The organism is Zobellia alginiliquefaciens (assembly GCF_029323795.1).
Taxonomy (GTDB): domain Bacteria; phylum Bacteroidota; class Bacteroidia; order Flavobacteriales; family Flavobacteriaceae; genus Zobellia; species Zobellia alginiliquefaciens.
Genome location: NZ_CP119758.1, coordinates 2779893 through 2806439 on the forward strand (window position 1 = coordinate 2779893; position 26547 = coordinate 2806439).

20 protein-coding genes are annotated in these 26547 nt (G+C 38.6%); 18 read left to right on the plus strand and 2 right to left on the minus strand.

Annotation, left to right across the window (positions count from 1 at the left end; all coding sequences use genetic code 11):
* The first annotated feature begins 34 nt into the window (after nt 1-34).
* From P0077_RS11715 to P0077_RS11800, 18 genes are all read left to right on the plus strand, one after another.
* Nucleotides 35-1150 carry an alpha/beta hydrolase gene (locus P0077_RS11715; RefSeq protein WP_276165436.1) on the plus strand — a complete coding sequence of 372 codons (1116 nt, stop codon included), beginning with the start codon at nt 35-37 and terminating at the stop codon, nt 1148-1150.
* Between the two features lie 12 nt (nt 1151-1162).
* Nucleotides 1163-1636, plus strand: a complete 474-nt coding sequence (locus tag P0077_RS11720) for a cupin domain-containing protein (RefSeq protein WP_276165437.1) — start codon at nt 1163-1165, stop codon at nt 1634-1636.
* Between the two features lie 13 nt (nt 1637-1649).
* Nucleotides 1650-2414 (plus strand): carboxymuconolactone decarboxylase family protein, encoded by a 765-nt coding sequence (locus P0077_RS11725; protein ID WP_276165438.1) that lies wholly within the window; start codon nt 1650-1652, stop codon nt 2412-2414.
* A gap of 24 nt (nt 2415-2438) precedes the next feature.
* Nucleotides 2439-2909, plus strand: a complete 471-nt coding sequence (locus P0077_RS11730) for a cupin domain-containing protein (protein WP_276165439.1) — start codon at nt 2439-2441, stop codon at nt 2907-2909.
* An 18-nt stretch (nt 2910-2927) separates the two neighbouring features.
* Nucleotides 2928-3515: a flavodoxin family protein gene (locus tag P0077_RS11735; RefSeq protein WP_276165440.1), complete on the plus strand. Its 588-nt coding sequence runs from the start codon at nt 2928-2930 to the stop codon at nt 3513-3515.
* Between the two features lie 80 nt (nt 3516-3595).
* A complete protein-coding gene (locus P0077_RS11740; protein ID WP_276165441.1) occupies nt 3596-4168 on the plus strand; it encodes a Crp/Fnr family transcriptional regulator in 573 nt (190 codons plus the stop codon).
* Between the two features lie 118 nt (nt 4169-4286).
* Nucleotides 4287-4769 carry a cupin domain-containing protein gene (locus tag P0077_RS11745; RefSeq protein WP_051941812.1) on the plus strand — a complete coding sequence of 161 codons (483 nt, stop codon included), beginning with the start codon at nt 4287-4289 and terminating at the stop codon, nt 4767-4769.
* Between the two features lie 32 nt (nt 4770-4801).
* Entirely contained in the window at nt 4802-5902 is a 1101-nt protein-coding gene (locus P0077_RS11750; RefSeq protein ID WP_276165442.1) for an L-dopachrome tautomerase-related protein, read from the plus strand.
* A 125-nt stretch (nt 5903-6027) separates the two neighbouring features.
* The gene (locus tag P0077_RS11755; RefSeq protein ID WP_276165443.1) at nt 6028-6963 is read left to right on the plus strand and encodes a cyclase family protein; all 936 of its coding nucleotides are present in this window, start codon (nt 6028-6030) and stop codon (nt 6961-6963) included.
* Between the two features lie 25 nt (nt 6964-6988).
* Entirely contained in the window at nt 6989-8197 is a 1209-nt protein-coding gene (locus tag P0077_RS11760) for an MFS transporter (protein WP_276165444.1), read from the plus strand.
* A 3-nt stretch (nt 8198-8200) separates the two neighbouring features.
* Entirely contained in the window at nt 8201-9139 is a 939-nt protein-coding gene (locus P0077_RS11765) for an aldo/keto reductase (protein ID WP_276165445.1), read from the plus strand.
* Between the two features lie 57 nt (nt 9140-9196).
* Complete coding sequence (locus P0077_RS11770) at nt 9197-10183, plus strand: TIGR03571 family LLM class oxidoreductase (protein WP_276165446.1); 987 nt, start codon at nt 9197-9199, stop codon at nt 10181-10183.
* Nucleotides 10184-10665: 482 nt separating this feature from the next.
* Nucleotides 10666-13647, plus strand: coding sequence for a SusC/RagA family TonB-linked outer membrane protein (locus tag P0077_RS11775; protein ID WP_276165447.1), 2982 nt, complete (start codon nt 10666-10668; stop codon nt 13645-13647).
* Between the two features lie 13 nt (nt 13648-13660).
* Nucleotides 13661-15220 (plus strand): RagB/SusD family nutrient uptake outer membrane protein, encoded by a 1560-nt coding sequence (locus P0077_RS11780; protein ID WP_276165448.1) that lies wholly within the window; start codon nt 13661-13663, stop codon nt 15218-15220.
* 11 nt (nt 15221-15231) lie between these two features.
* Nucleotides 15232-16539 (plus strand): SusF/SusE family carbohydrate-binding protein, encoded by a 1308-nt coding sequence (locus P0077_RS11785; RefSeq protein ID WP_276165449.1) that lies wholly within the window; start codon nt 15232-15234, stop codon nt 16537-16539.
* Nucleotides 16540-16550: 11 nt separating this feature from the next.
* On the plus strand, nt 16551-18839 hold the full coding sequence (locus tag P0077_RS11790) for an alpha-amylase domain-containing protein (protein ID WP_276165450.1): 2289 nt from the start codon (nt 16551-16553) through the stop codon (nt 18837-18839).
* A gap of 240 nt (nt 18840-19079) precedes the next feature.
* Nucleotides 19080-20987: a helix-turn-helix domain-containing protein gene (locus tag P0077_RS11795; RefSeq protein WP_276165451.1), complete on the plus strand. Its 1908-nt coding sequence runs from the start codon at nt 19080-19082 to the stop codon at nt 20985-20987.
* A gap of 117 nt (nt 20988-21104) precedes the next feature.
* Nucleotides 21105-22943: a glycoside hydrolase family 13 protein gene (locus P0077_RS11800; RefSeq protein ID WP_276165452.1), complete on the plus strand. Its 1839-nt coding sequence runs from the start codon at nt 21105-21107 to the stop codon at nt 22941-22943.
* 982 nt (nt 22944-23925) lie between these two features.
* Here P0077_RS11800 and P0077_RS11805 read toward each other — a convergent pair.
* Together P0077_RS11805 and P0077_RS11810 are read right to left on the minus strand one after the other, a co-directional pair.
* Nucleotides 23926-24819 (minus strand): family 16 glycosylhydrolase, encoded by an 894-nt coding sequence (locus P0077_RS11805; protein ID WP_276165453.1) that lies wholly within the window; start codon nt 24817-24819, stop codon nt 23926-23928.
* A gap of 187 nt (nt 24820-25006) precedes the next feature.
* Nucleotides 25007-26533 carry a PKD domain-containing protein gene (locus P0077_RS11810; protein ID WP_276165454.1) on the minus strand — a complete coding sequence of 509 codons (1527 nt, stop codon included), beginning with the start codon at nt 26531-26533 and terminating at the stop codon, nt 25007-25009.
* Nucleotides 26534-26547 lie beyond the last annotated feature (14 nt).

Consider the following 26547-nt stretch of genomic DNA (forward strand, 5'->3'; position numbering starts at 1 on the left):
GTATGAACAAAATCGAGCCATACAATTTTAAACCATGTTAGACTTAAAATATTTCGTTGCTTTTGGGGTAACCTTATTGGTTTATGGTTGCCATGAACCAAAAGAGGCACAAACCAACGAAACTTCGTTGCCCACAGATGCCATCACCATTCAAAGACAAGGTACGTTCGCCATTGGTGGAGCCGTGAAAGAGAGCCCTGGCACTTTTGATCCCATTGCCCACGGTGCATTCAATCCTACCAACCAAAGTACGGAAGGGCAGACCCTGCACGGAGACCACGCATCGGTATTTTATCAAATTCCAACCGATGCCAGAGACCTTCCTCTTGTATTCTGGCACGGCTATGGGCAGTCTATGCGCACTTGGCAAAGCACGCCCGATGGTAGGGAAGGCTTTCAGAGTATTTTCTTGAGAAAGGGATTTCCGGTCTATTTATTGGACCAACCCAGAAGAGGACTTGCAGGTAAAAGTCTGGAGCCAAGAAATTTGGAAGCCCGAACAGAAGACCAACTTTGGTTCGGAATTTTTAGAATGGGCGAGGGAACCGAATTTTATAACAACATACAGTTTTCAAAAGAACCGGAAGCTCTTGAGCAATTCTTTCGCCAAAGTACCCCGGATACGGGACCTTTGAATATCAATCTTAATATCAAGGCCGTTTCGGCGCTGTTCAACAAAATAGGTGATGGTATTTTAGTCACCCATTCCCATAGCGGCGGACAAGGGTGGTTTACGGCATTGGAAAATGACAACATCAAAGCTATTGTATCGTATGAGCCCGGCAGCAATTTTGTTTTCCCAGAAGATACTGTTCCAGAGCCAATACCGTACGTAGGCGGTACGTTACGCGCCAGTGGTGTCACTATGGAAGAATTTGAAAAGCTGACCAAAATTCCAATAGTGATTTACTACGGAGATTATATCCCAGAAACCGAAGTTGAAAATCCTGGTCAGGAGCAATGGCGTGCAGCCCTTTCAATGGCACGTAAATGGACAGATGCTGTGAATAATGCTGGAGGTGATGTTACGTTAGTGGTACTGCCGGAAAAAGGTATAAAAGGGAATACGCACTTCCCTATGTCCGATTTAAATAATCAAGAAATAGCCGATTTGATGTACAACTGGCTCATAGAAAAAAAATTAAACTAAAAAATGATAAATATGAAAAAGCTAATCGTTACCGTTCTATTTATGCTACCTATTTGTGTTGTTGCCCAGCATAGCGACTACAAAGTGTCTTCGTACAAAGAAGAAGGCTTCAAGGCCCCGAACACCCATTATATTGGGGAGGCTTGGTTAAACGGTGTACTTCAGGCCGATGATACAACCGACTTTAATATTACCAAAGCGACCTTTAAGGCAAATTCTACTTTAGATTGGCACAAACATTCATCATCCCAGGTTCTTATTTACGTAGATGGCGAAGGCTACTATCAAGAAAGAGGAAAAGAACCTGTGATTCTTAAAGCAGGTGATGTGATTAAATGCGATAAGGATACAGAGCACTGGCATGCTTCTACTAAGGATAGTGATGTGACCTATTTAGCGATTTATGGGGGAGAACAACCTACCACATGGACGGAAGTGGTAACACAAGAATATTATGATAGCGTAGCAGATAAATTGAAAGACTGATTTGCACAGAAATATGAAGTCACTAAGGCCTAAACCTATGATGCGTATTAAAAAGAGCCCAAAAATCACGAACATATTGTTGTTGACGGTGTTAATTATGGGGTTTCAATCCAATGCACAAGAAACAAGATCAAAAGACGATGCTTTATCGGACCAAGAAAAAAGCATTGTTAAAATAGCCAGTCATACTGCACAAGGGAATTTAATACAGCTTAAGGATGTGCTCAATGAAGGATTGAATCATAAGCTTACGGTGAACGAGGCTAAAGAAGTGTTGGTTCATCTCTACGCCTATGCCGGATTTCCAAGAAGTATACGCGGTTTGCAAACACTTTTAGAAGTGCTGGAAGAAAGAGCCGCCAAAGGAATTCAAGATGATTGGGGACCGGAAGCCACACCTATTGATGATTCCAGAACCAAATACGAGCGGGGAAAGACTATCTTGGAAGAGCTTGTTGGCCGCCCTTTGGAAGGAAAACCGGAATACCAAAAGTTCTCTCCCGAAATGGACAGATTTCTTAAAGAGCATTTGTTTGCAGATGTGTTTGAGCGGGATGTGCTCAGTTACAAACAGCGGGAATTGGTGACCATTTCCGTTATTGCCAGTTTAGGAACCTTAGAGCCTATGTTGAGGAGTCATTACAATCTTTCGCTTAATGTAGGTTGGCAGCCTTGGCAATTGAAGAAGTTCACTCAAATAATTGGTATGACGGCCGGGGAAGAAAAAGGGAATTCGGCTGATTCAGTCTTAAGCCAAGTCCTTGAAAAACAAGAATAAGGGCAATACGCTAAAAAACACGCTATGATGCAGAAACGAATATTTTATACGGTTATGGTGACCCTGTTGGTGTTTACGTCATGCACAGAGAAGAAAGCGTCTGTGGCAGAAGACATTTCTATATTTCCTGACGGACGAAAAATCGATAATGACAATTTCACGGGTACCGCTTGGCTCACAATGCTGGCAGAGTCAGATAGCCTAAACGCAATGTATGCGGGAAATGTAAGGTTCGAGCCGGGAACAAGAACCAATTGGCATTCACACCCTACCGGACAGTTACTCATAGCGATTGACGGTGAAGGGTATTACCAAGAAAAGGGGCAAGCCAAAAGAATATTACGTAAAGGCGATGCGGTTAAATGTCCGCCGAATACCCCACATTGGCACGGTGCGAGTCCAGATAGTGATTTCTCGCACATTGCCGTTTCCAGTAGTGAAAATGGCCCAACCCAATGGTTTGAACCCGTGAGCGAATTGGAGTATGAAAATTAATTGCTAAAGCCTTCAGATTTGATTTTTAGAAACAGCTTATTGGCTATCATATTCTTATTCTCTGCACATGTTATGAACGCGCAGGACAAAACTGCAATCGTTTATTTATCCAGAACCCAAAATACCAAAGTGCTTGCCGAAATCATTCAAAAGAAGGTAGGGGGCAGTTTAATTTCCTTGGAATTGGTCAATCCTTATCCCGAAGATTACGAAGCCATCGTGGCGCAGGTGGCCCGTGAGAATGCTTCGGATTTTTTACCGACCCTGAAAACTGAAATAGAAATTGATGACTATGATAGCATCTTTCTAGGCTTTCCTACCTGGGGAATGCAACTTCCTCCGCCCATAAGAAGCTTTTTGAATCAATATGATCTTCAAGGAAAAGAAGTATATCCGTTTAACACCAATGCAGGCTACGGCTTGGGAAAAAGCGAGGAACAGTTGTCCGAACTGTGTAAGGGCTGTCATCTATCCGAAGTATTATCTTTAAAAGGAGGGATAGAGCGGGATGGAGTTTATCTGGCAATCAAGGGAAATAGAAAGCAGCAAGCCCAACAGAATGTAGATGCTTGGCTAAAAGAAATAGGGGTAAACGTGAAAAAGTAAATAATCTTCATTGTATTCCTGGTAACAGCATTTTATAGGTTTTTTGTTAGATTTACCCTTCAGGAGTTTATTTTTGCGATATGGAAGACCAGTTACAGTTACTAAGACAACATTTTGAAGAAATCGTTTCTTTAACTGATGAGGAGTGGAATTTTGTTAAATCGCACTTTGAATTTAAAAGTCTTAAAAAACACCAATTTTTAATACAAGTAGGGCAACCTGTAGATTTTGAATATTGGATTATCAAAGGCTTAGTAAAAGCGTATTCCATAGACGAAAAAGGCAAAGAACACATTCTTCAATTTGCTATGGAAAACTATTGGGTGAGCGACCATTGTGCTTTTCAACATCAAGAACCAGGTACTATTTTTGTGGATTGTCTTGAAGATTCTGAGTTTTTCTGTTTGTCTTTAGAGAACAGGGAAAAAATTTGTTCTGAAGTCCCTGCGGTTGCCAACTTTTTCAGAATTAAATCAAACCACGGTTATATCAATTTGCAACAAAGAATCTTGTCTTTGCTTACAATGACCGCAGAAAGCAGGTATGAGTACCTCTTAAATAAGCTTCCGAAATTAATACAACGCGTTCCTAAAAAATTAATCGCTTCCTATTTAGGCGTATCCAGAGAGACTTTAAGTCGTTTTAACAGCTAAAAGTGACCTAAATCACTTTTCCATATTGATATACATCACAAAAAATCCGTGATGTATGTCCTCGCACACCCCTTTGTTTTCATAGAATTTTGTATCGAACAATTAAATACAATGTACTATGAAAACTACAAGAACACTTTTTCTATTATTTACAGTAATTGCCATAGGTTTTAACGCCTATGCGCAAGAAGACAAAAGACCGTTAATGGGTAACTCCTACGGTATTATCAATATTGATGAATACGTAACGCTACTTCCTAAAAGCCACAACGGTATCATCAAAGACATCAGATTAATAGACCGTGAGCACGCAGGTGTTAGAATCTTTCGGTTATATGATGAAGTGCCTATGCACTACCACGCAAAATCTGATGCTTACCTCTACATTTTAAATGGCAAAGCAGAATTTTATGTTGCCGATAAAGGTCCTGTTGTTGCAGGAAAAGGCGACTTACTTTTTTGGGGTAAAGGTACAGCACACGGTAACGGAAAAATTTTAGAAGGTCCGTTAGACGTTCTCGTTTTTGACGCCATAGCCAGAGACCCAAGCGATGTTATTTGGGTAGACCCATCAACCCAAAAGAAATTTTTAGGCAACTAATTAAATCATATTCACTTTTAAAAACAATAACAATGAAAACAGTAACAATTATAAAAACAGTCTTGTTCGCTTTTGTAATGAATTTTACACTATTAGCACAAGCACAATTAGAAACTATAGCAACATTTCCAGAATCTAGACCTGGGAATATAACCGTGTCTAACGACGGAAGAATATTTGTAACAATGAGTGCCTTAAGCGCTTCAAAATATATGGTGAAAGAAATTTTGCCTAATGGAGAAGCCATACCGTTTGGAGATAAGGAATGGATTGTTAAACCAGAAAACGGAAGTATAAAAGGTATCAATTCAACCATCGGAATTCAAGCAGATGCTAACGGAATTCTTTGGGCGTTGGATATGGGTAATGTGAAACAAAATCAGGTTCCAAAATTGGTTGGATTTGATTTGGTTACCGGTAATGTCACAAAGGTTTTTTCAATTCCGAATACAGTATTGTCATCAAAACCTTTTTTACAGGATTTTGTGATTGATGTAAAAAACAACACCGCTGTCATTGCCGACATGACCGATGCTTTAAATCCGCCAATTGCACCAGCTTTTGTCGTGATTAACTTAGAAACGGGTTATATAAGACGAGTTCTGGAAGGGAATGCTTCTTTTTTGTCTGCTGATGAGCCAGTGAAAATTCACGGTAGATTAGTATCTCACAAAAGAAAAGACGGTACTACTATTCAGCCAAGATATCCTTTAAACCCAATTTCTATAGATGATGATAACAAGTACATCTACTATGGTGCAATGGGAAACACTAAAATTTACCGCATTCCGTCTGCTGTCTTAGCGGATGAAAGCAAGCAAGATAGCGACCTTAATAAGTACATAGAGTTTTATGCCAACAAACCAAAATCTGACGGATTTAAAGTGGGTGCAAACGGTAAAGTGTATGTCACCGATGTTGAAAATTCAGCTATTGTAGAAAGTACGCCTTCTGGAATGAAAACCATTGCACAGTCTAAAAAAGACCTGTCTTGGCCTGATGGTGTTGCCATACACGGAAACTACTTGTACATCGTAGCAAATCAGCTTCATAATCTGCCTTTGTTAAATGAAGAAAAAGATGCTAGTAAACCACCTTATTTGGTATTAAAAATGAAGAGTAAGTATCTCTAAACAAAACAAGTGATGTATGCGCAGTATTAAATGTGACATACATCACTTTAAAATGGTGATGTACATCCTCGCACACCCCTTGCATTAATTGGAAATTTGTATCAGAAATTTAAAAACATATTAAAATGAAAACAATAGTAAATACTTTAAAAACAATGGCGTTAGCAGCTACACTTTTTACTGCTTTAAATACAAACGCACAACAAGTACCAACGTCACCTTATGGTGCAGACGATGAAATTGGTGCACTTAACCTTTTGGAAGAAACAGTTTTAGATGCCGTAAAATTGGTTAAAAAAGGAAAAGTATACCGCTTAGGAATGGTAGTAAATGCAGAAACTGCAGCTTTCCGTCACAGATATTTTCATATTGAAACGTTACAACCAGAAACTGCTGCTGCAGGTTCTAATAAATTCACCTATGTAGATGACCAATTAATTGGTTGGACAGGTGTTGGATCTCAAATAAACGGATTGGCACATTATGGTAGAGACAATGTGCATTATAACGGACATAAAGTAGAAGATTTTTTAACCGTTTCTGGTGTGAAAAAATTAGGTCTAGAAAAATTACCGCCAATTGTTACTAGAGGTATTGTTTTAGATATGCGCTCTTACTACAATCAAGATATTGTAAAAGAAGGCACTGTTTTTACAGTAGAAGACATTGAAAAAGTAGCCAAAAAACAAGGCATTGAAATCCGTAAAGGAGATGTGGTTCTGTTTTACACAGGATGGACCAAATTAATGGGTAAAGATGACAAACGTTACCTAGCTGGCGGACCTGGAATTGGTACGGAAGCTGCGCATTATTTAGGTAAAAAAGGAATTGTTGCAGCAGGTGCAGACAACTGGTCTTTTGAAGCAGTACCACACGAAAACAGCGAACTTTCTTTCCCTGTAAATCAAATGATGGCAACTGAATACGGTGTACAAGTTTTGGAAAATATTCTTGTAGATGAGTTGGTTGAGGATAAAGCTTGGGAATTCCTTTTTGTATTAGGTCATCCTTTATATGAAGGCTCTACGCAAGTACAAATAAACCCTGTTGCCATTAAATAACAATAACAAAAAACAATTAGAAATTATGGAAACATCAACAATACATAGAGATACTACGGTAGCCAAAAAGAAGAGTCTACCAGCAGCATTATGGGCATTAACCATAAGTGCATTTGCCATAGGAACAACGGAATTTGTAATTGTAGGTTTATTATCTACCGTTGCAAGTGACCTAGGCACCTCATTAACATCAGCAGGATTATTAGTAAGTCTGTACGCCATTGGTGTTGCCATTGGTGCACCTATTTTAACTGCCTTAACTGGTAAAATTCCAAGAAAACAATTATTAATGGGTATTATGTTACTATTCATCATTGGTAACGGTTTAGCAGCTATCTCACCCAGTTTTGAGTTGTTGCTATTATCTAGAGTTGTAACAGGTTTTGCTCACGGTGTATTCTTTTCTATCGGGTCTACCATTGCAGCTAGTTTGGTGCCAAAAGATAAGCGAGCAACAGCCATTTCTATAATGTTTGCAGGTCTAACGGTAGCCATTGTAACCGGTGTTCCTTTAGGAACATATATAGGTCAGAATTTTGGATGGAGAGCTACTTTTATTGGTGTTGCCCTTTTAGGATTAGTAGGTGCAATAGCTAGTTTAGCTTTGGTTCCTAAAAACATTAAACAATCTGCTCCATTACGACTTATAGACCAATTAAAGGTGATTAAGAATCCGTCTATTTTATTGGTGTTAGCCATTACCGCATTTGGTTATGGAGGTACGTTTGTCACTTTTACGTACTTAACACCTTTGTTGGAAGAAGTAACCGGTTTCTCTTCAAATATGACTAGTGTATTCCTTTTAATCTATGGTATTGCCATCGCGATTGGAAATATCATAGGTGGTAAAGTCTCTAACAACAAACCAGGCAAAGCCTTATTGGTAATGTTTGCTTTACAAGCCATAGTGTTGTTTTTGTTATACTTCACCGCTTCTAGTCAGATTTTCGCCATCGTAACCTTGTTTTTTATGGGAATATTAGCGTTTTCAAACGTACCAGCATTGCAATTATACGTGGTGAAGATGGCTGAAAAATACTTGCCAGGAACCGAAGATGTAGCATCTGCCTTAAACATTGCAGCTTTTAACGTCGGTATTGCTATTGGTGCCTATGTAGGCGGAATGGTTGTAGAATCGAGCTTGGGTATTGAAGCGACTCCTTGGGTAGGTGGGATTCTAGTAATTGTGGGATTCTTGTTAACCTTAGTTTTATTCAAAAAAGAAAAAATATAAATAATGACTGCATTAAAATTTAGAAATAACGACGAAATGCCAATTTTAGGTTTAGGAACGTTTCGTTCTGAACCAAATGAAGTGTACAATGCTGTACTTTCGGCTATTAAAATAGGATACAGACATATAGATTGTGCTGCGGCTTACGGAAACGAAAAAGAAGTAGGTAACGCCATTGCTGAAGCCATAAATCAAGGTTTGGTTACAAGAGAGGATTTATGGGTGACTTCCAAATTATGGAATGCTTCCCACGGTGAGGAGAATGTGATTCCTGCACTGAACCAGACTTTAGAAGATTTACAACTAGAATACCTAGACCTGTATCTTATCCATTGGCCTGTCGCTCTTAAAAAAGGAACGGAAATGCCTGAAAAAGCATCCGATTTTGTTCCATTATCAGAAGTGCCTTTAACCAATACTTGGAAAGGGATGGAAGCTGCTTTAGAGGAAGGACTTGCAAAGCATATTGGCGTGAGCAATTTCAATGAAAATCAGTTGAAAGAAATACTAGCGACTGCTGTGCATCAACCAGAAATGAATCAGGTAGAAATGCATCCGTTTTTGCAGCAAGATGCATTACAATCATTCTGCTTAAAAAACGATATTCTGCTAACTGCATACGCACCTTTAGGTTCGCTTGTAGATGAAAATAGCACGCTACGTTTGTTAGAAAATGATACGATAAAAAACATTGCCAAAGCAAGACGTATGTCGCCTGCACAAGTAGCATTGTCGTATACGATGCAACGAGGCATTGCGGTCATTCCTAAATCTATTAATGAAGCGAGATTGCTTCAGAATTTAGAGACCTTAAACCATACGCTTACAGAAGAAGATATGGCGTTGTTGAAAGATTTAGACAAAGCGCACCGCTTTATTGACGGTAAATTTTGGGAAGTTGACAACGGACCCTACACGGCAGATAGTATCTGGAATGCTTAATCACATTATTCATCAGGTGTCTTAGCGGATACCTGATGAATTTAAAAAACACACACTATGAATCCATTTGATAAATTATACAAACCAGGTAAAATGACATTGGGTATAGAGTTCCCTTTAGATAACGATTGGTCAACAGAAGGAAACCGCAAACGCTTGGAAGACAACAGACCTTTCGGAGTTCCAGATATCTCCAATCACTTAGCATTAGCACAACAAATTGACGAAGCAGGATTCGCAGCTTTATGGATGCGAGATGTTCCTGTGTACGACCCTAACTTTGGCGATGGTGCACAATTATTCGATACGCTTCCATATTTGGGCTATTTAGCTGCTGCTACCAAAAACATTTTGTTGGGTACAGCTGCCATAGTATTGCCATTACAACAGCCTATAAAATTAGCGAAAGCTGCTGCTACCATAGAAAATTTAAGTGATGGCAGACTTTTGTTAGGCTTAGGTTTGGGCGACAGACCTGTGGAGTTCCCAATGTATGATATCGACTATAAAAAAAGACCTGAAATCTTTAGAGAAAATCTTGATATTATTAAAGAAGCTTGGAAAACAAATAGCAATTTAAAATCTAAATACGATTTTTTAACTAACGATATAGAAGTTTATCCTAAACCAAAAAAAGACATTCCGCTTGTAGTAGCTGGTCATTCCGGACAAAGTATCAATTGGATTGCAAAAAACGCACAAGCTTGGTTTAATTACCCAAGACCTGTTGCCGAAACTTTAGAGAACAGAAAATACTGGTGTAATGCATTGTATGATGAAGACCAAGCAGCAAAACCTTATATCTCTGCTATACATTTAAACCTATCAAAAGACGACAACGCGACTTTTAGACCACAGCGTTTTGGAGGTACGGTAGGTATCAATCATCTTACAGAATATTTAAAGTCCTATGAAAATGTGGGAGTCAACCATATGGCTATCAACCTAAGAAAGTCTGAAACTCCCGTAAGTGAGGCTATTGCTAAAATTGAGGAGGTTGTATTGCCGGAGTTTGTAGGTAATCATATGGCTCATGAACTTTAAGTTCGTGAAAAGAACATACCGTCTTGTATGTTTAAGTTCACTATAAATGGAAGGTTTGTCGTTAATCCCCGAGTTTAGGTTTTGGTATTTTGTTCAGTCTTTTTTTTACGTATTTCCATATGGCAATTCAGATATTCATTTTCTACGCCACGTAATATTATCAATTAGAAATTTTTTTCATAATTGATTGGGTAAATCCGTAATTCGCTTCTTTCTTCTTATGCTGTTGTCAATTTTAACAATAAACGCTCAGTATCCCCATATGGACATTCAGCTAGTTCTTGTTTAAGTGTTAGTATTTTGATTTTCAGCTGTTTAGTTGTGGTTGTTTTGCCTAGAGTATCTTTTTAAAAACAATGTTTCACGTCTCAATTTAGGTCATTTTATAAAATGAAGCGAATGAAAGACTATCGTAAAGTAGTTTTAAAAGGAAATTAAAAGAGTGCTCAACGCTTAACAACTAACTTAAACTTAACTCACTTATGCGAAAGAAAATTACAATGTTTTTCTTGATGCTTTTCTGTGCGCCATTTTTTGCATTGGCGCAGCTAAACGTGACCGGTACGGTCATAGATGATCTGGGTTTACCCTTACCCGGCGCTACAATTATTATAAAGGGAACTACAAATGGTGTTACCACGGATTTTGACGGAAATTATTCCATACAAGCCAATGAAGGCGATGTACTGGTGTTTACGTTTATTGGTCTAAAGAGTAAGGAGGTAACAGTTTCGTCCGAGGTGGTAAATGTGGCCATGGAAAGTGATATATCACAACTTGATGAGGTGGTTATTATCGGTTATGGAACGACAACAAAGAAAGATGCTACCGGTGCCGTTGATTTGTTGACTGCCGAAGATTTAAACAAAGGAGCCATAACAACGGCAGACCAAATGATAACTGGTAAATCTGCCGGGGTACGCGTTGTAAACAATGGTGGTGACCCTGATGCAGGAATTAATATTAGAATTCGCGGTGGTTCTTCCTTGAATGCCAATAATAGTCCGCTAATTGTAATTGATGGGGTGCCGTTATCTAATCAGAACCCTGCGGGTCAGGCGAATCCTTTAACCTTGATTAACCCTAATGATATTGAGTCCTTTTCAGTATTAAAAGATGCATCTTCTACTGCTATTTATGGCTCGCGAGCTTCTAATGGGGTAATCATTATTACTACAAAGTCCGGTACGAAGGGCGCGCCTCAATTTAACTTCTCTTCTAACGTGCAGGTGGGTACCTTGAGCAATCAAATAGATATTTTTGATTCATCTGATTATGTAGATTTTATCCAGAGTACATATCCTGAAAGTACGGGTCTGTTAGGGCTGAACGGAACTATTTATGATACGGATTGGCAAGAAGAGATTTATAGAACTTCCTACACTATCAACAACAACTTAACGGCTAGAGGTAATCTTTTTAATGTAATACCGATCAGAGCTTCTTTTGGGCACTCGGAAATTGCGGGTATTTTAAAAGAATCACAATTAGATAGGTATACGGTTTCTTTAAATATTGCTCCTGAGTTTTTTGACCAACATTTAAAGGTAACCATCAATGCTAAGGGTATCGCTACTGAAAAAGATCAGCCAGATACGGGTGCCATAGGGAGCGCGTTGGCCTCAAACCCTACTTTGCCCATTTACGACCCTCAAGGTGGAATTTTTGGTGGATATTACCAAATAACCGATGATCAAGGTGTTGTTGGTTCCTCAAATCCATTGGCTTTATTAAAACAAAGAGAGCGTAATGAAGATGCGGATAGGTTTATTGGTAGTGCAGAATTCAGATATAAAATTCATGGTTTTGAAGAATTAACTGTGGTGGTAAACACAGGTATTGACTATTCAGAGTCTACGATCAATGAATACTTTTTGCCAAATGCCATTGGAGCCTATACGGTATTTGATGGTCTGCCAATTTTCAACAACTTCAGCGAGAGTTTTAGTGAGAATCAAATTAAAAGAGACCATCTATTAGATGCATATTTAAATTATGCAAAAGATTTTGATGGGGCTATCAATAGGTTCGATGTGCAAGCAGGTTACGCGTACCAGAACTTTACCACACAGGGAACTACTTTTCCAACTACCACGGAGAATGGCTTTAGAGAACCACAACAGCCTTTTCAGTATTATACTGTTTTGAATCTTCAGTCGTATTTTGCTAGGACCAACCTAACCATTTTCGATAGTTTTTTATTGACCGCTTCAGTAAGGGCAGACGCTTCCTCTCTATTTTCTGAGGAGGATAGATGGGGTTATTTTCCAGCGGCAGCTTTAGCCTGGAAATTAGATGAAGAAAATTTCCTAGAAGCATCAGATTGGATAGACCAATTAAAATTGAGGCTAGGTTGGGGTTTAACCGGGCAACAAGATATTACGGGGCCAGTAGGCTATTTCCCTTATACTGCTTTGTATGATGATGGTGATCCAACAGTAAGTTATGTGTTTGGTAACCAGGTGGTAACTACGTATCGAGCGAATGCTTTTAACCCTGATTTGACTTGGGAAAAGACTTCAACTTTCAATTTGGGTGTTGATTTCAATCTATTCTCCAATATGTTGAGTGGTAGTGTAGATGGTTACATTAGGACTACCACGGATTTATTGGCAGAGGTGCCGCAGTCTGAAGGAGCTTTACGTAACAGGTTTGTAAGTAATGTAGGAGAAACCGAAAGCAAAGGTTTTGAAGGCGCTCTTCAATTTAGACCTATTCAAAAGGAAGATTTTACATTGGAATTCAATGCAAATGCAGCGTTCAATGAAACTTACATTACAGATTTAGATAATATTACCCAGTTTTCTAGCGGGGGAGGTATTGGGCGTGGTACCGGTGTAAATATTGGGCAAACTGCGGTAGGTGAACGTAACCGTACCTTCTGGTTGTACGAGCAGGTATATGATGCTGATGGTAAGGTAATTGAAGATGCTTTTGTAGATCAGAATGGTGATGGAATTATTTCTGATGCCGATAGAAGGTTTATTCCGTTTGAACCCAAATGGACCTATGGTTTTGGAACGTTTATGCAATATAAGAATCTTGATTTTACCGCTAACTTAAGAGGTCAGTTAGGAGGCAATGTTTACAATGCTAATTTGTTGAATAGAGGGTATGCCCAAGCTGCTATTCCGCAAACAGATTCAGGATTTATAGACAATACGTTGGACCTTTTCGATGGAGTGAAGTACAACGGATTCCCGGAAATACCTTCGGATACTCAAGCCTTGTCAGATTTTTATTTGTCAGATGCTTCATTCTTAAGATTGGATAACATCACTATAGGGTATAATCTTACGCCCTTTAAGGATAAAAAGTTGAGCCTTAGATTCTACGGTTCTGCCAACAATGTATTCGTGATTACTGATTATGATGGTCTGGACCCTGAGAATTTCGATGGTATAGAATCTTCGCCTTATGCGCGTCCACGTACCTATACATTAGGTGTAAATGTTGATTTCTAAAAACTAACTACAGATGATTAAAAAAATAATATTCGGACTAATTGCAGTTTCGGTTTTCGTAGGCTGTACAGACGATTTAAATACAGAACCAAGAGTCGAACAGAGTTTAGACAACTTATTGGATTCAGACCCTGACGCCACCTTAGGAATCCTAGGGAAATTATATGGCGGATTAGCTTTACATGGTATTGGTATTCCCGGTAGCGATAATCAACAAGCGGATATTGCCGGAGATGACCCTGGCGAGACCGTGTTTTTTAGAGCTATTTGGAACATGCAGGAACTAACCACTGATATTGCTAAAAACCGTTGGGGAGATGGAGGATTGGACCCACTGACCACGGCAACCAATTGGGTGCCTACCAACAAGTTTTTTGGTTACTTATACAACAGAAGTTATTTCAATATTGCACAGATAAATAACTTCATAATAGACGTGCAGAAAACAGATGAGCCAAATGCCGATGTATATGTGGCGGAAGCCCGTTTTTTACGTGCCTTATTTTACTACTATTTGATGGATACCTTTGGAGGTGTGGTGATCGTAACAGAAGCAGACGGGGTAACAGGGGTTAGCAGAGTCAAGAGTACCCGTACGGAAGTATTTGAGTTTGTAGAAAGTGAATTGTTGGCTGTAGAAGAAATTATGCCAGCGAACAATGAATACGGTAGGGCAAACAAAGCGGCAGTACACATGTTATTGGCTAAAATTTATTTAAATGCCGAAGTGTATACAGGTACGGATAGGTATTCAGATGCGTTAACCTACAGTGAAAAAGTGCTTTTAGAGTCACCATTTACCTTAGATGACGATTACCAGTCAATCTTTCAGGGAGATAACTTTACTTCACCTGAAATTATTTTTCCAATTATTGGAGACAAAACTAATGTACAGTCTTATGGTACGGCTACCTATCTTACCAACGGTAGTTTAGGAGATACTACGATGCCAATAGCTGAATTTGGTAATTCCGATAGTTGGTTCGGTCACCGCTGTACACCTGCTATTTATGGCTTGTTTGGAGATTTGGAAACAACAGGAGATAGCAGGGCTATTTTCTGGACAGATGGCCATACGTATGAAATGGACGACTACCGTACTTGGGAAAGTGGTTACCCGACCACAAAATTCCAAAACCAATATTCTGATGGTAGCTCTGGGCAAAGTAGTTTTTCAGATACCGATATTCCCCTATTCCGTTTAGCAGATGCTTACCTAATGTATGCAGAGGCCTACTTTAGAGGTGGCGGTGGTTCTGTTGCTCAAGCGGTAGCTTATATTAATACCTTAAGAGAAAGAGCATACGGTGATACCAGCGGTAATATTACAGAAGCAGACCTTACTGAACAATTCTTAATAGACGAGCGTGCCCGGGAGTTGTATTACGAAGGGCACAGGAGACAAGATTTAATACGTTTTAACCGCTTTACGGGAGGAACTTACAATTGGCCTTGGAAAGGTAATGTGGTAGACGGAACATCAATTCCAGACCATTACAACCTATTTCCATTTCCTTTAGAGGCTTTACAGGCCAATCCATTATTGGAACAAAACCCGGGCTATACTAACTAAATATTAAGAAGATGAAGAAAAATTTAGCATTTCTATATACATCTATTGTGGCACTAGCAGTTTTGGTAACGGGTTGTAGCGATGATGATGAAAATATAAGGGTAAGCGAAACTTCCAGTACCCAACTAACCTTGTCTTCTACGGATGCGTTAGAATTAACAAGGGATATGACAGGTGAAACCGTAATAAGTCTTAATTGGACAGCACCAGATTTTGGTTTCTCTGGCGCAGTACCTACTTACAACGTAGTAGTTGGAGTAGATGCAGCTACAGAAGCAACGCCTATTCGCGTAAATGTGGGTAATGTATTAAGTAAGGATTTCTTGGCAGAAGAACTGAATGAAGCTGTTGTGGAAGCGGGAGCTTTGGCCGGTTTAGAAAATGAAGTGCAAGTGTGGGTAGAGGCCATGTTAGGTAAAGATGTTGTAGCTTCTTCAACTGCACAGACATTAACTATTACAGGGTACGCTACCAGTTTTGATTTAAGCTCACCTTGGGGCTTGGTTGGTTCTGCTGCGCCAAACGGATGGGATGGCCCAGATGTGCCTGTATACAGTACTGCTATTGCCAATGAGTTTGTAGCTTATGCAACCTTAGTAGATGGAGAGCTTAAAATACGTGAAAACAATGATTGGACTGTTAACTACGGTGGTGCAGATGGAACCCTGGTTTTAGATGGAGACAATATTCAAGTTACGGCAGGCACCTACAAAATCATGTTTAGCTTAAATGATTTTAGCTATGGTATTGAGCCGTTTACATGGGGCTTGGTTGGCGACGCTACACCAAACGGATGGGATGGTCCAGATACACCACTGACTTACGATTCTTCAACGGACCAGTGGAGAACTGTGGTTACCTTAACCGATGGTGAAATGAAGTTTAGACAAAACAATGATTGGACTGTTAATTATGGTGATACCGGCTTAGATGGTACTTTGGAAGAAAATGGTGATAACATTGTTGTAGAAGCTGGTAACTACCTAGTTTCTGTAGATTTTACCAATAACCTGTACACCTTAGAGCCAATAGATATTTGGGGCTTGGTGGGTGATGCTGCACCAAACGGCTGGGACGGACCTAACATGCGTTTCACGCCGGATTATGCCAATGAAGGGGTTTGGATTTTAGAGAATGTTACGCTGTTGGATGGTGAGATGAAGTTCAGGGCCAACGATGCGTGGGACCTAAATTATGGTGATGATGACGCAGATGGTACCTTGGAACTAGATGGTGCTAATATCCTTGTAAGTGCTGGTACCTATACCATTACTTTATTCTTGGCAGATGCCGATAATCCAACCTACACCATCCAATAAACAAAGATATTATGAAAATTAAAAAATATATAAATCTAAGTCTCGTTGCATTATCAGTATTGATTGCAGCTTGTACTAATGATGATTTTTCACCTTTAAACGTTAAAGAGGCTAATGATGCCGAGGATATGGCTTCAGGTTCAGCGGCTGCTAGAACAGAAGTACAGATACCAGGTGATGGTGTTATGATGCAAGCCTTTTATTGGGATGTTACCGATGGAGGGATATGGTGGAACAACGTGGAATCTAAATTAGATAGCTGGTCAGCCAATGGTATTGATGCTATTTGGATACCGCCAGTTTCTAAAGGTCAAAGTGGTGGTTTTTCTATGGGTTATGACCCTGCGGATTATTTCGATTTTGGCGATTTTCAGCAGCATGGTACCGTAGAAACTCGTTTTGGTAATCGTGCCGAATTAGAAAATATGATTGGTACAGCGCATGAAAATAACATAGCTGTTATTGCAGATATCGTTCTAAATCACAATTCTGGTGGTCAGTTAGAGTACAATGAATTTAGACAAATTGATACTTACACTTTATTTGAGCCAGAATCTGGTTTGTTCAATAGAACGTGGTTAAACTATTTACCCAATGCAGAAAATTTAGAAGACGAAGGTCGGTTTGGTGGTTTTCCCGATTTGGATTTGAATAATGATTATGTACGCGATTGGTTATGGCGTTCAGAAGAATCTGTAGCTAATTATTACATGAACACCTTAGGGATAGATGGCTGGCGATTTGATTATGTAAAAGGATTTTCTCCTGAAGTCATTAAAGATTGGATAACAACGGTAGGTGGTTATAGTGTAGGTGAGAATTTTGATGGTAATGTGGAAGGTGTGGTTGGTCCATGGGTAGAAGCTTCTGGAACTAATGCATTCGATTTCCCTAACTTCTTTAACATGCGTAACGCTTTCCTAAATGGAAATTTAAATGAGTTGGTAAAACCAAGCTTAATATCTACTATGCCAGATAAGGCGGTAACTTTTGTAGGCAATCATGATACGGAAGCTAGAGATGGTAGCAACGAATTTCCAGATGATTTCGAAACTCATGCGTATGCCTACATTATGAGTGCTCCTGGGTATCCTTGTGTTTTTTATTCACATTATGAAGATAGTGGTGAAGAACAGAAAGCTAAAATCAATCAACTGATTCAGATTCGTTCAAAACTGGCTGCTGGGGATTGGACCGTGAACCACGTTTCTAACCAGGAGTTCGCAGCCATCAGAGGCGGTGATGCAGAGAAGCCAGGATTAGTATTATACATCAACTTAACTGATGCTGAGGTAACAAGAGAGGTAGAAACGCATTGGCTAAGTGCGAACATTAAAGATTACACAGAAGAATATTTAATTTTTGAGCAATCAGATGCTAACGGAACGGTAACCTTAAAAGCACCTGCCAACGGCTATGCAATTTGGGCAGCTACAGAAGACGAACAATTGGCCTTCCCGGAAGCATTGTATGTACCTGGTGGTTACCAAGGATGGGACCCATCTTCGGCACCAATGCTTAACGCTTTGGAATTACCAAACTTAGCAGGGACCTTTAGAGGTCACGTTAGTTTTACTGAAGCTAACAACGAGTTTAAATTTACCGATGCACCTAATTGGGATAATGGAATTTTTGCTGATGAAGAAGATGGTGCTTCGGGCGTATTAGCATCTCCAGGGAATAATATTGTTTTATCGGGGCCTCAAGATTATGAAATTAATGTGGACTTGGCCAATAACACATGGTCGGCAAATACGTGGGCTATTATCGGTTCTGCTGCACCAAACGGTTGGGATGACCCAGATACGGATATGTCTTATGATTTTAATAGAAATGTTTGGACCGTAAGTGCTACATTGTCAGACGGGGAGTTGAAATTCCGAGCCAATAATGGTTGGGATGTAAACCTTGGTGGCACAGGCACAGAAGGTACTTTAGTTGATGGAGGCGATAATATCGCTATAACCGCAGGTAGCTATCAAATAGATTTAGACGTGACCAACAGAACATTTAATCTTGGTAGTTGGGCAATTATTGGTTCGGCAACGCCAAACGGTTGGGACGATTCGGATACTGATATGGTTTACGATATGACCAATAAGGTATGGACTATAATTACTGATCTGATGCCCGGTGAAATGAAATTTAGGTTTAACGATACATGGGATGTCAACTTGGGTAATAGTGGAGCAGGTAATTCGTTGGGACAAGATGGAGATAATATAATGATTTCAACAGCGGGCAATTATACGATTAAATTGGATGTTTTGAGCCATACGTATGATATCAGTTTGAATTAGGATGTTAGTTTAGTTAGTTTAATAGTAGTAAAGGTTGCCACTTGGCAGCCTTTATTTTTTCTATCCCATTTAGTCATAAGATTGAATGCGCGTTGTTTGTATAGTGAAACTCCTTATTTTTATATTTTTTAGAGTCAAATACTTCATTTGAAGAGTCGGTTCTTAAAAGCTTTGTCTTGCTTGATATAAGCGGATGGTAATTTTCGGTTCGTTTACCAATTATTAAAAGTTATGGATTAAATGATTTTCAGTAAGATACTTAGACAAATTTTTGCAAGCGATTATTATTTTAAGTCCTTTTGGATAGCCATACTTTATCTGAACATAAGCAGTTTGGTCGCTCAAACAAGTTTTGTAATAGATTATGTGCCAAAAGAAACCAAACAATCAGACGTACTATATTTAACGGGCACATTTAATAACTGGAATCCTGCGGATATCAACTACAGGTTTACGAGAAAAGTTGACGGAACATACGAGTTAAGAAATAAGTTTTTTAATGGTTCTTGGATATCGTATAAAATCACCAGAGGTAGTTGGCCTACGGTAGAGGTTAAGAAAGATGGAACACCGCTCACGGTAAGAAAGCACTCTTTTAACAACGCTATAGAAGAAACATTGACCTTACAGGTAGCGGGTTGGTCAGACCTTTTAAAGGAACAGGCCGAACCAAAAAAAGTAGCGATTATATTGACGGAGATACCCCAAAACACTCCTCCTAATTCTTCATTGTATATATGTGGTAATTTTAATGGTTGGGTACCCGGGGATCAACGCTACAAAATGAAGCCGATCGCCAATGGAAACTATCGCGTGGAGGTTCCTGTGTATACAGAACCGTTGGAATATAAGTTTACGCGTGGTAATTGGCTCACGGTAGAGGGCAATAGTTACGGTAGACCAATACCAAATCGCATATTGGGTAGTAAAGAAATTCGTTTGGGTCAGCCCATAAAAAACTCAATAACGTACTGGGAGGACCAGTCTTACGGTATATTTAACCCTTACACCTTACTTTTAATTCTGACTGCTCTTCAAGGCTTTTTTCTGATATTTATAATTAATTCCAATAGAAATAATAACAAATGGGCCAATCAGGCACTGAGTGTTCTCATTTTTATCATATCCTTTACATTAATTTCCAGAGTAGTAATCTATGATCGGGTAATTTATACAGATTACCCAAGGTTATCACTATTAACTGATTTGGTCTTTTTCTTATACGGTCCCATATTTTTAATTTACATCGAACGGTTATTACAACATAGCAAAAAGTCGTTTCGGGCCTATTGGCCCCATTTCATACCTTTTTTAATACAAGTTATTATATATATCAGTTTTTCTTTTAATCCCACCCATACATTTATTGAGCAAAATTTATTTCAATCTTTGGAATCTCCGCCCTATGCTTTTTATGAAGTGATTGTGCTTTTAGCATTAATGTTCAATATTTGGTATTGGTTTAGAATTAAGGGGAAAATTAAAATGTATTTTAAAAATATTGAAGTCAATTATTCTACTGATCAGAATATAAAATATTTGAATGTCATAATGATGGTGCTCGGCATTTGTTTGGTGTTGTGGACGGTTATCGTTCTAGTTGACATTTATAGTACATATAGTGATAATCCCATAAACTATACCGCAAATTTATTGATCGATGTTCTTTGGGCCGTTTTTTCAGTAGTGGTTTATTTATTGGGATATTTCGCTATAAAGCAACCGGAAATTTTTAGAATGGCCGTTGTAGAAGTAGAAGAGTCAAAACCTGAAGTAAATCGTTCGCAAATCAATACAGATGATCTAAAGGAACTGAAGCAGGCATTGCACCAAAAAATGATTGAAGAGCAAGTATATTTAAATCCAGAATTAAGTTTACCGGAGTTGGCCGAAAAAATGGATACCAATGTGCATGCCCTTTCCAAAACCATCAATGCGGGATACTCCAAAAATTTCAGGGATTTTGTAAACTATTATAGAATTCAAGATTTTATAGAGCGTGCACAGGAGGAGAAATATAAGAATCAGACCTACTTGGCCATAGCCTTGGCTGTAGGTTTCAATTCAAAATCATCATTCAATCGTTCGTTTAAAAAAGTAACCGATAAATCTCCTAGAGAATATTTTAATGATTTAAGAAAGAGCTAGTCTATAGGCTCAAAGAAAGTGTCATTTTATAAAATATATACCAAGTTATAATATAAGTCGATACATTACCCATTTCCCATTAGTTTAGTTTTCTCAACTTAAATTAAAACTAATAAGATGAAAATTGTAACAACTTTGATATTGGCTATGGTGCTTTCTTTTACCCAATTAGCGGCCCAAAATGCAATAGAGAGATTAGAGCCACCTAATTGGTGGGTGGGTATGGAATACAATACCATAGAATTGCTGGTATATGGTGACGAAATCGCTGCTTTTGAGGTAGTTTTAGAACCCTATGAAAATGTGCAATTGCAAAGTATTAAAAAGGTAGCCAACCCAAACTATTTGTTCTTGACCTTGCATATTGGTGATACTGCCAAGCCAGGAAACTTACAGTTAGATTTTAAAAAAAATGGTGCATCCGCCTTTGTACAATCGTATGAAATAAAAGAGCGAGAAAACAATCGTAAAAATATAGAAGGTTTCAATACCACGGATGCCATCTACTTAATTACTCCGGACCGTTTTGTAAATGGCGACCCAAGCAATGATACGGTAAACGGAATGGTAGAGAAGCCAAACCGAAAAGATAAAGGAGGAAGACATGGTGGCGATGTTGCTGGTATTGTAAATCACTTAGAAGATATAAAGGATATGGGATTTACGGCCATTTGGACCAATCCAATTCTGGAAAACAATATGCCAAGCTATAGTTACCATGGCTATGCAATTACCGATTTTTACAAAGTAGACCCCCGATACGGAAGTAATGAATCTTTTAAGGCAATGTGCGATCAAGCTTCTGAAATGGGGATGAAGGTAATTATGGATATGATTGCCAATCATTGTGGGTTGGAGCACTGGTGGATGAAAGACTTGCCCTCTAATGATTGGATTAACCAGTGGGATACGTATACACAAACCAATCATAGAAAAACGGTAGTCTTAGACCCGTATGCCACTAAAAAAGATACCAAGGAGTTTTTTGATGGCTGGTTCGTTCCTACCATGCCCGATTTAAACCAGCGTAACGGGTCCATGGCCAAGTATTTAATACAGAATACACTGTGGTGGGTAGAATATTCTGGTATTTCTGGCATCCGTATGGATACGTATCCATATCCGGATATGTATTTTATGCGCGACTGGACTGCGGCAGTGATGGCAGAGTATCCCGATTTTAATATTGTAGGGGAAGAATGGGTATTGCGTCCTACAATTGTTTCGTACTGGCAAAAGGGGAAAGAGAATGCCAATGGCTATACTTCAGAATTAAAAAGTGTTATGGACTTTCCTGTTCAGCATGCGTTGATCACTTCATTGAACGACCCTAGTTCATGGAACGCTGTTTATGAGGAAATAGGTCAAGATTATTTGTATCCAGACCCCAATAATTTAGTGGTATTTCCGGATAATCATGATATGAGTCGTATTTATACACAACTACATGAAGATGCAGATTTGGTTAAGCTAGCGCTCACCTATATAACTACTATTCGGGGAATACCACAGATTTATTATGGTACGGAAGTATTGATGGGCAATAAGGGTACAGAAGACCATGGTATTATTCGCACCGATTTTCCCGGGGGATGGGCAAAAGATAAGATAAATGCCTTTACGGGGGAAGGTCTTTCCCAGTCACAGTTGGAAACTAAGAATTACCTAACTCAACTTTTTAATTGGAGAAAAGATAACAATGCTGTTCATAATGGTAAGCTTTTACATTTTGCCCCAGTTAACAACACCTATGTTTTCTTTAGATATACAAATAATGAAATGGTTATGGTTATATTGAATAAGGATAAAAACCCCGCCAACATAGATATAAAGGAGTATAGAGAAGTGCTTAAAGGTAAACTTTCCGGAAAGGATATTTTAACTGGAAAGCTTTATAAGGCTGCAGACAACTTAAAAATTTCAGGAAAAACAGCGATGATTATTGAGGTAGAGTAAATAATTTATCCAAGTCTGATAGTTGTGTAGTGGTAGGTGTTTACGAAGAATTTCAATATAAAGTAAATTGTTGAGACTGGATGAGTAGTAGTTTGGATAATTGAGTTAAGTAAGTTTAAAAAGCAACAGTTCCCTGTTGCTTTTTTTATACAAGAAACGAGGAGGTCACGTACTTTTCTAAATTGTCCAGGCCTTTAATAAATTGTACTATAAAAAGGTGAATTAGCTTTTTAGTCTATTGGTCCCACTCTTTATAAATGGCAACCCTTTTTGTTTACAGGTCTCAGGGTCTCGAAATCAAAAATAAACGAACCAATGTTTTTTTAGGGCCGCCTCCCGTTCAGTTTTGTTAGGCTTGACCACTTTGAAACATTGATACTCCTCCTGTATGGATTTTAGGTTCGACATAGTTTATCTTTATGGGGAAGTAAGTGTTTACGCTTTTGTTCGCGGAGCGTAAAAAAAAGAAGTACAAGGCATAAAAAATGACTTCTGATTTCTCAGAAGCCTTTTTGCTTAGTAGCGGGGACTGGACTCGAACCAGCGACCTTCGGGTTATGAGTTTGACGATAACCACAATTTTAGGTCTATTTCCCGTTCTTTTTCTTAAAACCGTATTCGATAACGTATACGCTGATTTATAGTAATTTTAGGCAAATATTATTAATTAATTTTGAATTAGCAAAGCTTATGATGACCGGTATTAATAAAGCTTAATATTAGTTTATTAAATCTTATTTCATTTGTGTCATTCCAAGTGTCTGTCAGATAATTCTTCTATCAATTACGACTCTCTTATAATAAATTAAATATCGGGAGATTTTAAATCCCGATATTTCAAATTTACCAACGCCTTAAGTTCTTACGAATTTTGAACTATAAGCTGCTCTTGTAATATTGGGTATAATAATGACTAAATGGTTCACAACCGGAGTGGTTGCCAAATTGCTAATGCACAACTTAGATTAGTTTTAAGTGGCCACTAATTCTTGATTTCAACCAATTCCCATGATCTTACCCAATTGTAACTAGTTGTTCTGTCTTCTTTTGAGCCAGTCATGCCCCCATCTTCAGGTACCGGATTCCAGTCATATGTCTCAACAACCATTCTTAAGTACATTTCAATATCAAAATCAGAGGGAGGCTTAACTTTAGATTGCATTTTGCCGTCTAAAAAGAATATAATCTCATCTTTAGACTTCCACCATACGCCGTATACGTGAAAATCATCGTAGACTTTACCGCCTAATTCTGCTTTTGCTTTATTAGACCCTTTTTCATAATTACAATCATCAGGTATGTTTCTGCTATGTGTGTTAGAGTTCATTGCCTGATCAAAATTTTTCATCCATTCGGCATCATTTGTTATTTCTCCCACAGATTCTTGAATATCCAATTCCGTTGTTCTTTTATCACAGTTCACTACATTCCTTCCTTCATTTATTAGCCAAAACGTAGAGGACATAAAAGTTTTGTTCGCCTTCATTTCACATTCATAATAACCATAGGTCATGCCTTTTCTTGAACCTAAATAGCCACCACCGTGTGTGAATGTTTTTTTATGTTTGACCACTGGCTTTTGAAGCTTGGTTGTAGTTATATTTAAAGTTCCATTGTTTACAGTTATATTTTCGGCAAGAAACAATCCAGGAGCACGACCTATCCACCCTTGACCCGAAATCTGCCATTTTTGTTGATCTACTTTGGTGCCGTTAAATTCATCGGACATATCTTCTATCAATCTCCACGACTTATTTTCAGGAATGGGGTCCTCTCCTTTCTTGAAGTATGGCCCATCTTGTGCAAATATGGAGCTGGTAACGTAAAGAAAGACCATCATCAATAGTAATTTTGAAATTTTTGTTTGTGTCTTCATAAGATAATTGCAATTGCTTAAATGTTTATTAGTCGAACCTAATATCTAAAATATTGGAAGTTTTTTCTGTTTTTGAAGCTGTTTTTATATATCAGGTAGTGTGTTAAGAAACTAATACACTGATGATAATTTCCGACAACATTCTTTGCTGTCGGAAATTTTAGTTTATTCGTAATCGCACCTATTGCTACGGGCGTGGATTAGGCTTATAAATTCTTAAGTTATCGATCCATATGGCAGCCGTATCAGAGTTGCCACCGTAACGGAAGAATGTCAGGAATAATTCTCCGGTAACGCCTTTGGTGTCTGCACTCACGTTGAGTGTTTTTGTTACAGTAATCCATTCATTTAATCCTCCATTGCTGTTGGCGCTTGACCAGTTTCCATTAGCATCATTACTACCACTGGCAATTGTAGTTGACATTCTACGCTCTATAGCGCCGGCAACATCTTCAATTCGTTTGCCTTCATAGGCTAGAACAACCACATCTCCTTCAGCTACCGTATAACCTTGCATAACACTTAGGCCAAGTTTATCATCTCCTCTAACAAAGCCAATACAACTACGACCTTGATAAGGTTCCATGGGGAGTTCAGCTGAGTTTTCATTCACAAATCTAAAGAATCCGTTTCCACTGCTATTTGTTGAAAGAGCAAATTTAGATTCATCTTCCGTATCCGTACCACTCCATAAATTGTGACCGTATACGCATGGTTCATCAGTAATCATTTCTGGGTTGTAATTTCCAGTGGCGTCTTTTAGGATACCTGTGGGATTAAACGATAGAAGAACTTCGTCATCACTGTACATTTTGTCACCAAAGCTCAATTCAACAGTTTTCTCGCCTGTGGCTTCAATTGATAATATATCCGGGGTCAAAACGGCTCCATTATTGGTGTTGACCGTAAGCATAAATTCGCTAATTGCATTGGCAGGAATATCTTGAGAAATAGGCTGAGTAAATTGCAATTCAATTTTATTGTCGGTTGCCACGGCCCTGATTAATTCTACAACAAGTTGTTCTACTTGTATATATCCTATTCTTTCAATGGTATCTGCAGAAATACCCTCGTCTCCATCATCACGCTTAGCGGAAAAGGATACATTGTAAATTCCGGGTGTCATAAAGGTCATTACTGGGTTTTCCTCCGTTGAGCTTAGGGTCTCCTCGGGACCTTCAAAAACCCAGTTGAATTCAGTAGGGGATCCTTGGGAGGTATTTGTGAACGTTATACTATTGCTGGAATAAATATTGATATCAGCCCCATCATCTACAGGTTGGGTGATAAAGCTGGTTTTGACAGGTACACTTTTAATTGTTATGGTAGTTTCTGAAGTTGTTGTTTTTCCATCCGAAGAACGTGTAGAGGTTAGTTTTATCAAGGCCTCTCCAGGATTTGAAAAATTCAGTCTAACCATTTGTTCTTTGGATGTAATGGTTTCTTCTCCTTTGGTAATTTCCCATTCACTAATGTCTGAGTTTCCCTCTGTATTGTCAATAACAAAAAAGACTTTTCCCATATCTATTTCATTGACTATGGTGCCTTCTAAATCTTTTGCAATAATATTTGAAGTTAGATCACCCACAAATTCTTTTGTGGCCTTTTCTTTCATATCGTGTGTAATATTTACATCTCTATAATCCTCTTGTTCACAAGAAGGAGTGGAAAAGACAAAAAACACGGATATTAAAAAGTATGCTATTTTCTTCATCTCGTTATTTTTTT

Coding starts and splice junctions, on each gene's coding strand:
- P0077_RS11715 (WP_276165436.1), top strand. CDS start 35: ATGTTAGACTTAAAATATTTCGTTGCTTTTGGGGTAACCTTATTGGTT.
- P0077_RS11720 (WP_276165437.1), top strand. CDS start 1,163: ATGAAAAAGCTAATCGTTACCGTTCTATTTATGCTACCTATTTGTGTT.
- P0077_RS11725 (WP_276165438.1), top strand. CDS start 1,650: ATGAAGTCACTAAGGCCTAAACCTATGATGCGTATTAAAAAGAGCCCA.
- P0077_RS11730 (WP_276165439.1), top strand. CDS start 2,439: ATGATGCAGAAACGAATATTTTATACGGTTATGGTGACCCTGTTGGTG.
- P0077_RS11740 (WP_276165441.1), top strand. CDS start 3,596: ATGGAAGACCAGTTACAGTTACTAAGACAACATTTTGAAGAAATCGTT.
- P0077_RS11745 (WP_051941812.1), top strand. CDS start 4,287: ATGAAAACTACAAGAACACTTTTTCTATTATTTACAGTAATTGCCATA.
- P0077_RS11750 (WP_276165442.1), top strand. CDS start 4,802: ATGAAAACAGTAACAATTATAAAAACAGTCTTGTTCGCTTTTGTAATG.
- P0077_RS11755 (WP_276165443.1), top strand. CDS start 6,028: ATGAAAACAATAGTAAATACTTTAAAAACAATGGCGTTAGCAGCTACA.
- P0077_RS11760 (WP_276165444.1), top strand. CDS start 6,989: ATGGAAACATCAACAATACATAGAGATACTACGGTAGCCAAAAAGAAG.
- P0077_RS11765 (WP_276165445.1), top strand. CDS start 8,201: ATGACTGCATTAAAATTTAGAAATAACGACGAAATGCCAATTTTAGGT.
- P0077_RS11770 (WP_276165446.1), top strand. CDS start 9,197: ATGAATCCATTTGATAAATTATACAAACCAGGTAAAATGACATTGGGT.
- P0077_RS11775 (WP_276165447.1), top strand. CDS start 10,666: ATGCGAAAGAAAATTACAATGTTTTTCTTGATGCTTTTCTGTGCGCCA.
- P0077_RS11780 (WP_276165448.1), top strand. CDS start 13,661: ATGATTAAAAAAATAATATTCGGACTAATTGCAGTTTCGGTTTTCGTA.
- P0077_RS11785 (WP_276165449.1), top strand. CDS start 15,232: ATGAAGAAAAATTTAGCATTTCTATATACATCTATTGTGGCACTAGCA.
- P0077_RS11790 (WP_276165450.1), top strand. CDS start 16,551: ATGAAAATTAAAAAATATATAAATCTAAGTCTCGTTGCATTATCAGTA.
- P0077_RS11795 (WP_276165451.1), top strand. CDS start 19,080: ATGATTTTCAGTAAGATACTTAGACAAATTTTTGCAAGCGATTATTAT.
- P0077_RS11800 (WP_276165452.1), top strand. CDS start 21,105: ATGAAAATTGTAACAACTTTGATATTGGCTATGGTGCTTTCTTTTACC.
- P0077_RS11805 (WP_276165453.1), bottom strand. CDS start 24,819: ATGAAGACACAAACAAAAATTTCAAAATTACTATTGATGATGGTCTTT.
- P0077_RS11810 (WP_276165454.1), bottom strand. CDS start 26,533: ATGAAGAAAATAGCATACTTTTTAATATCCGTGTTTTTTGTCTTTTCC.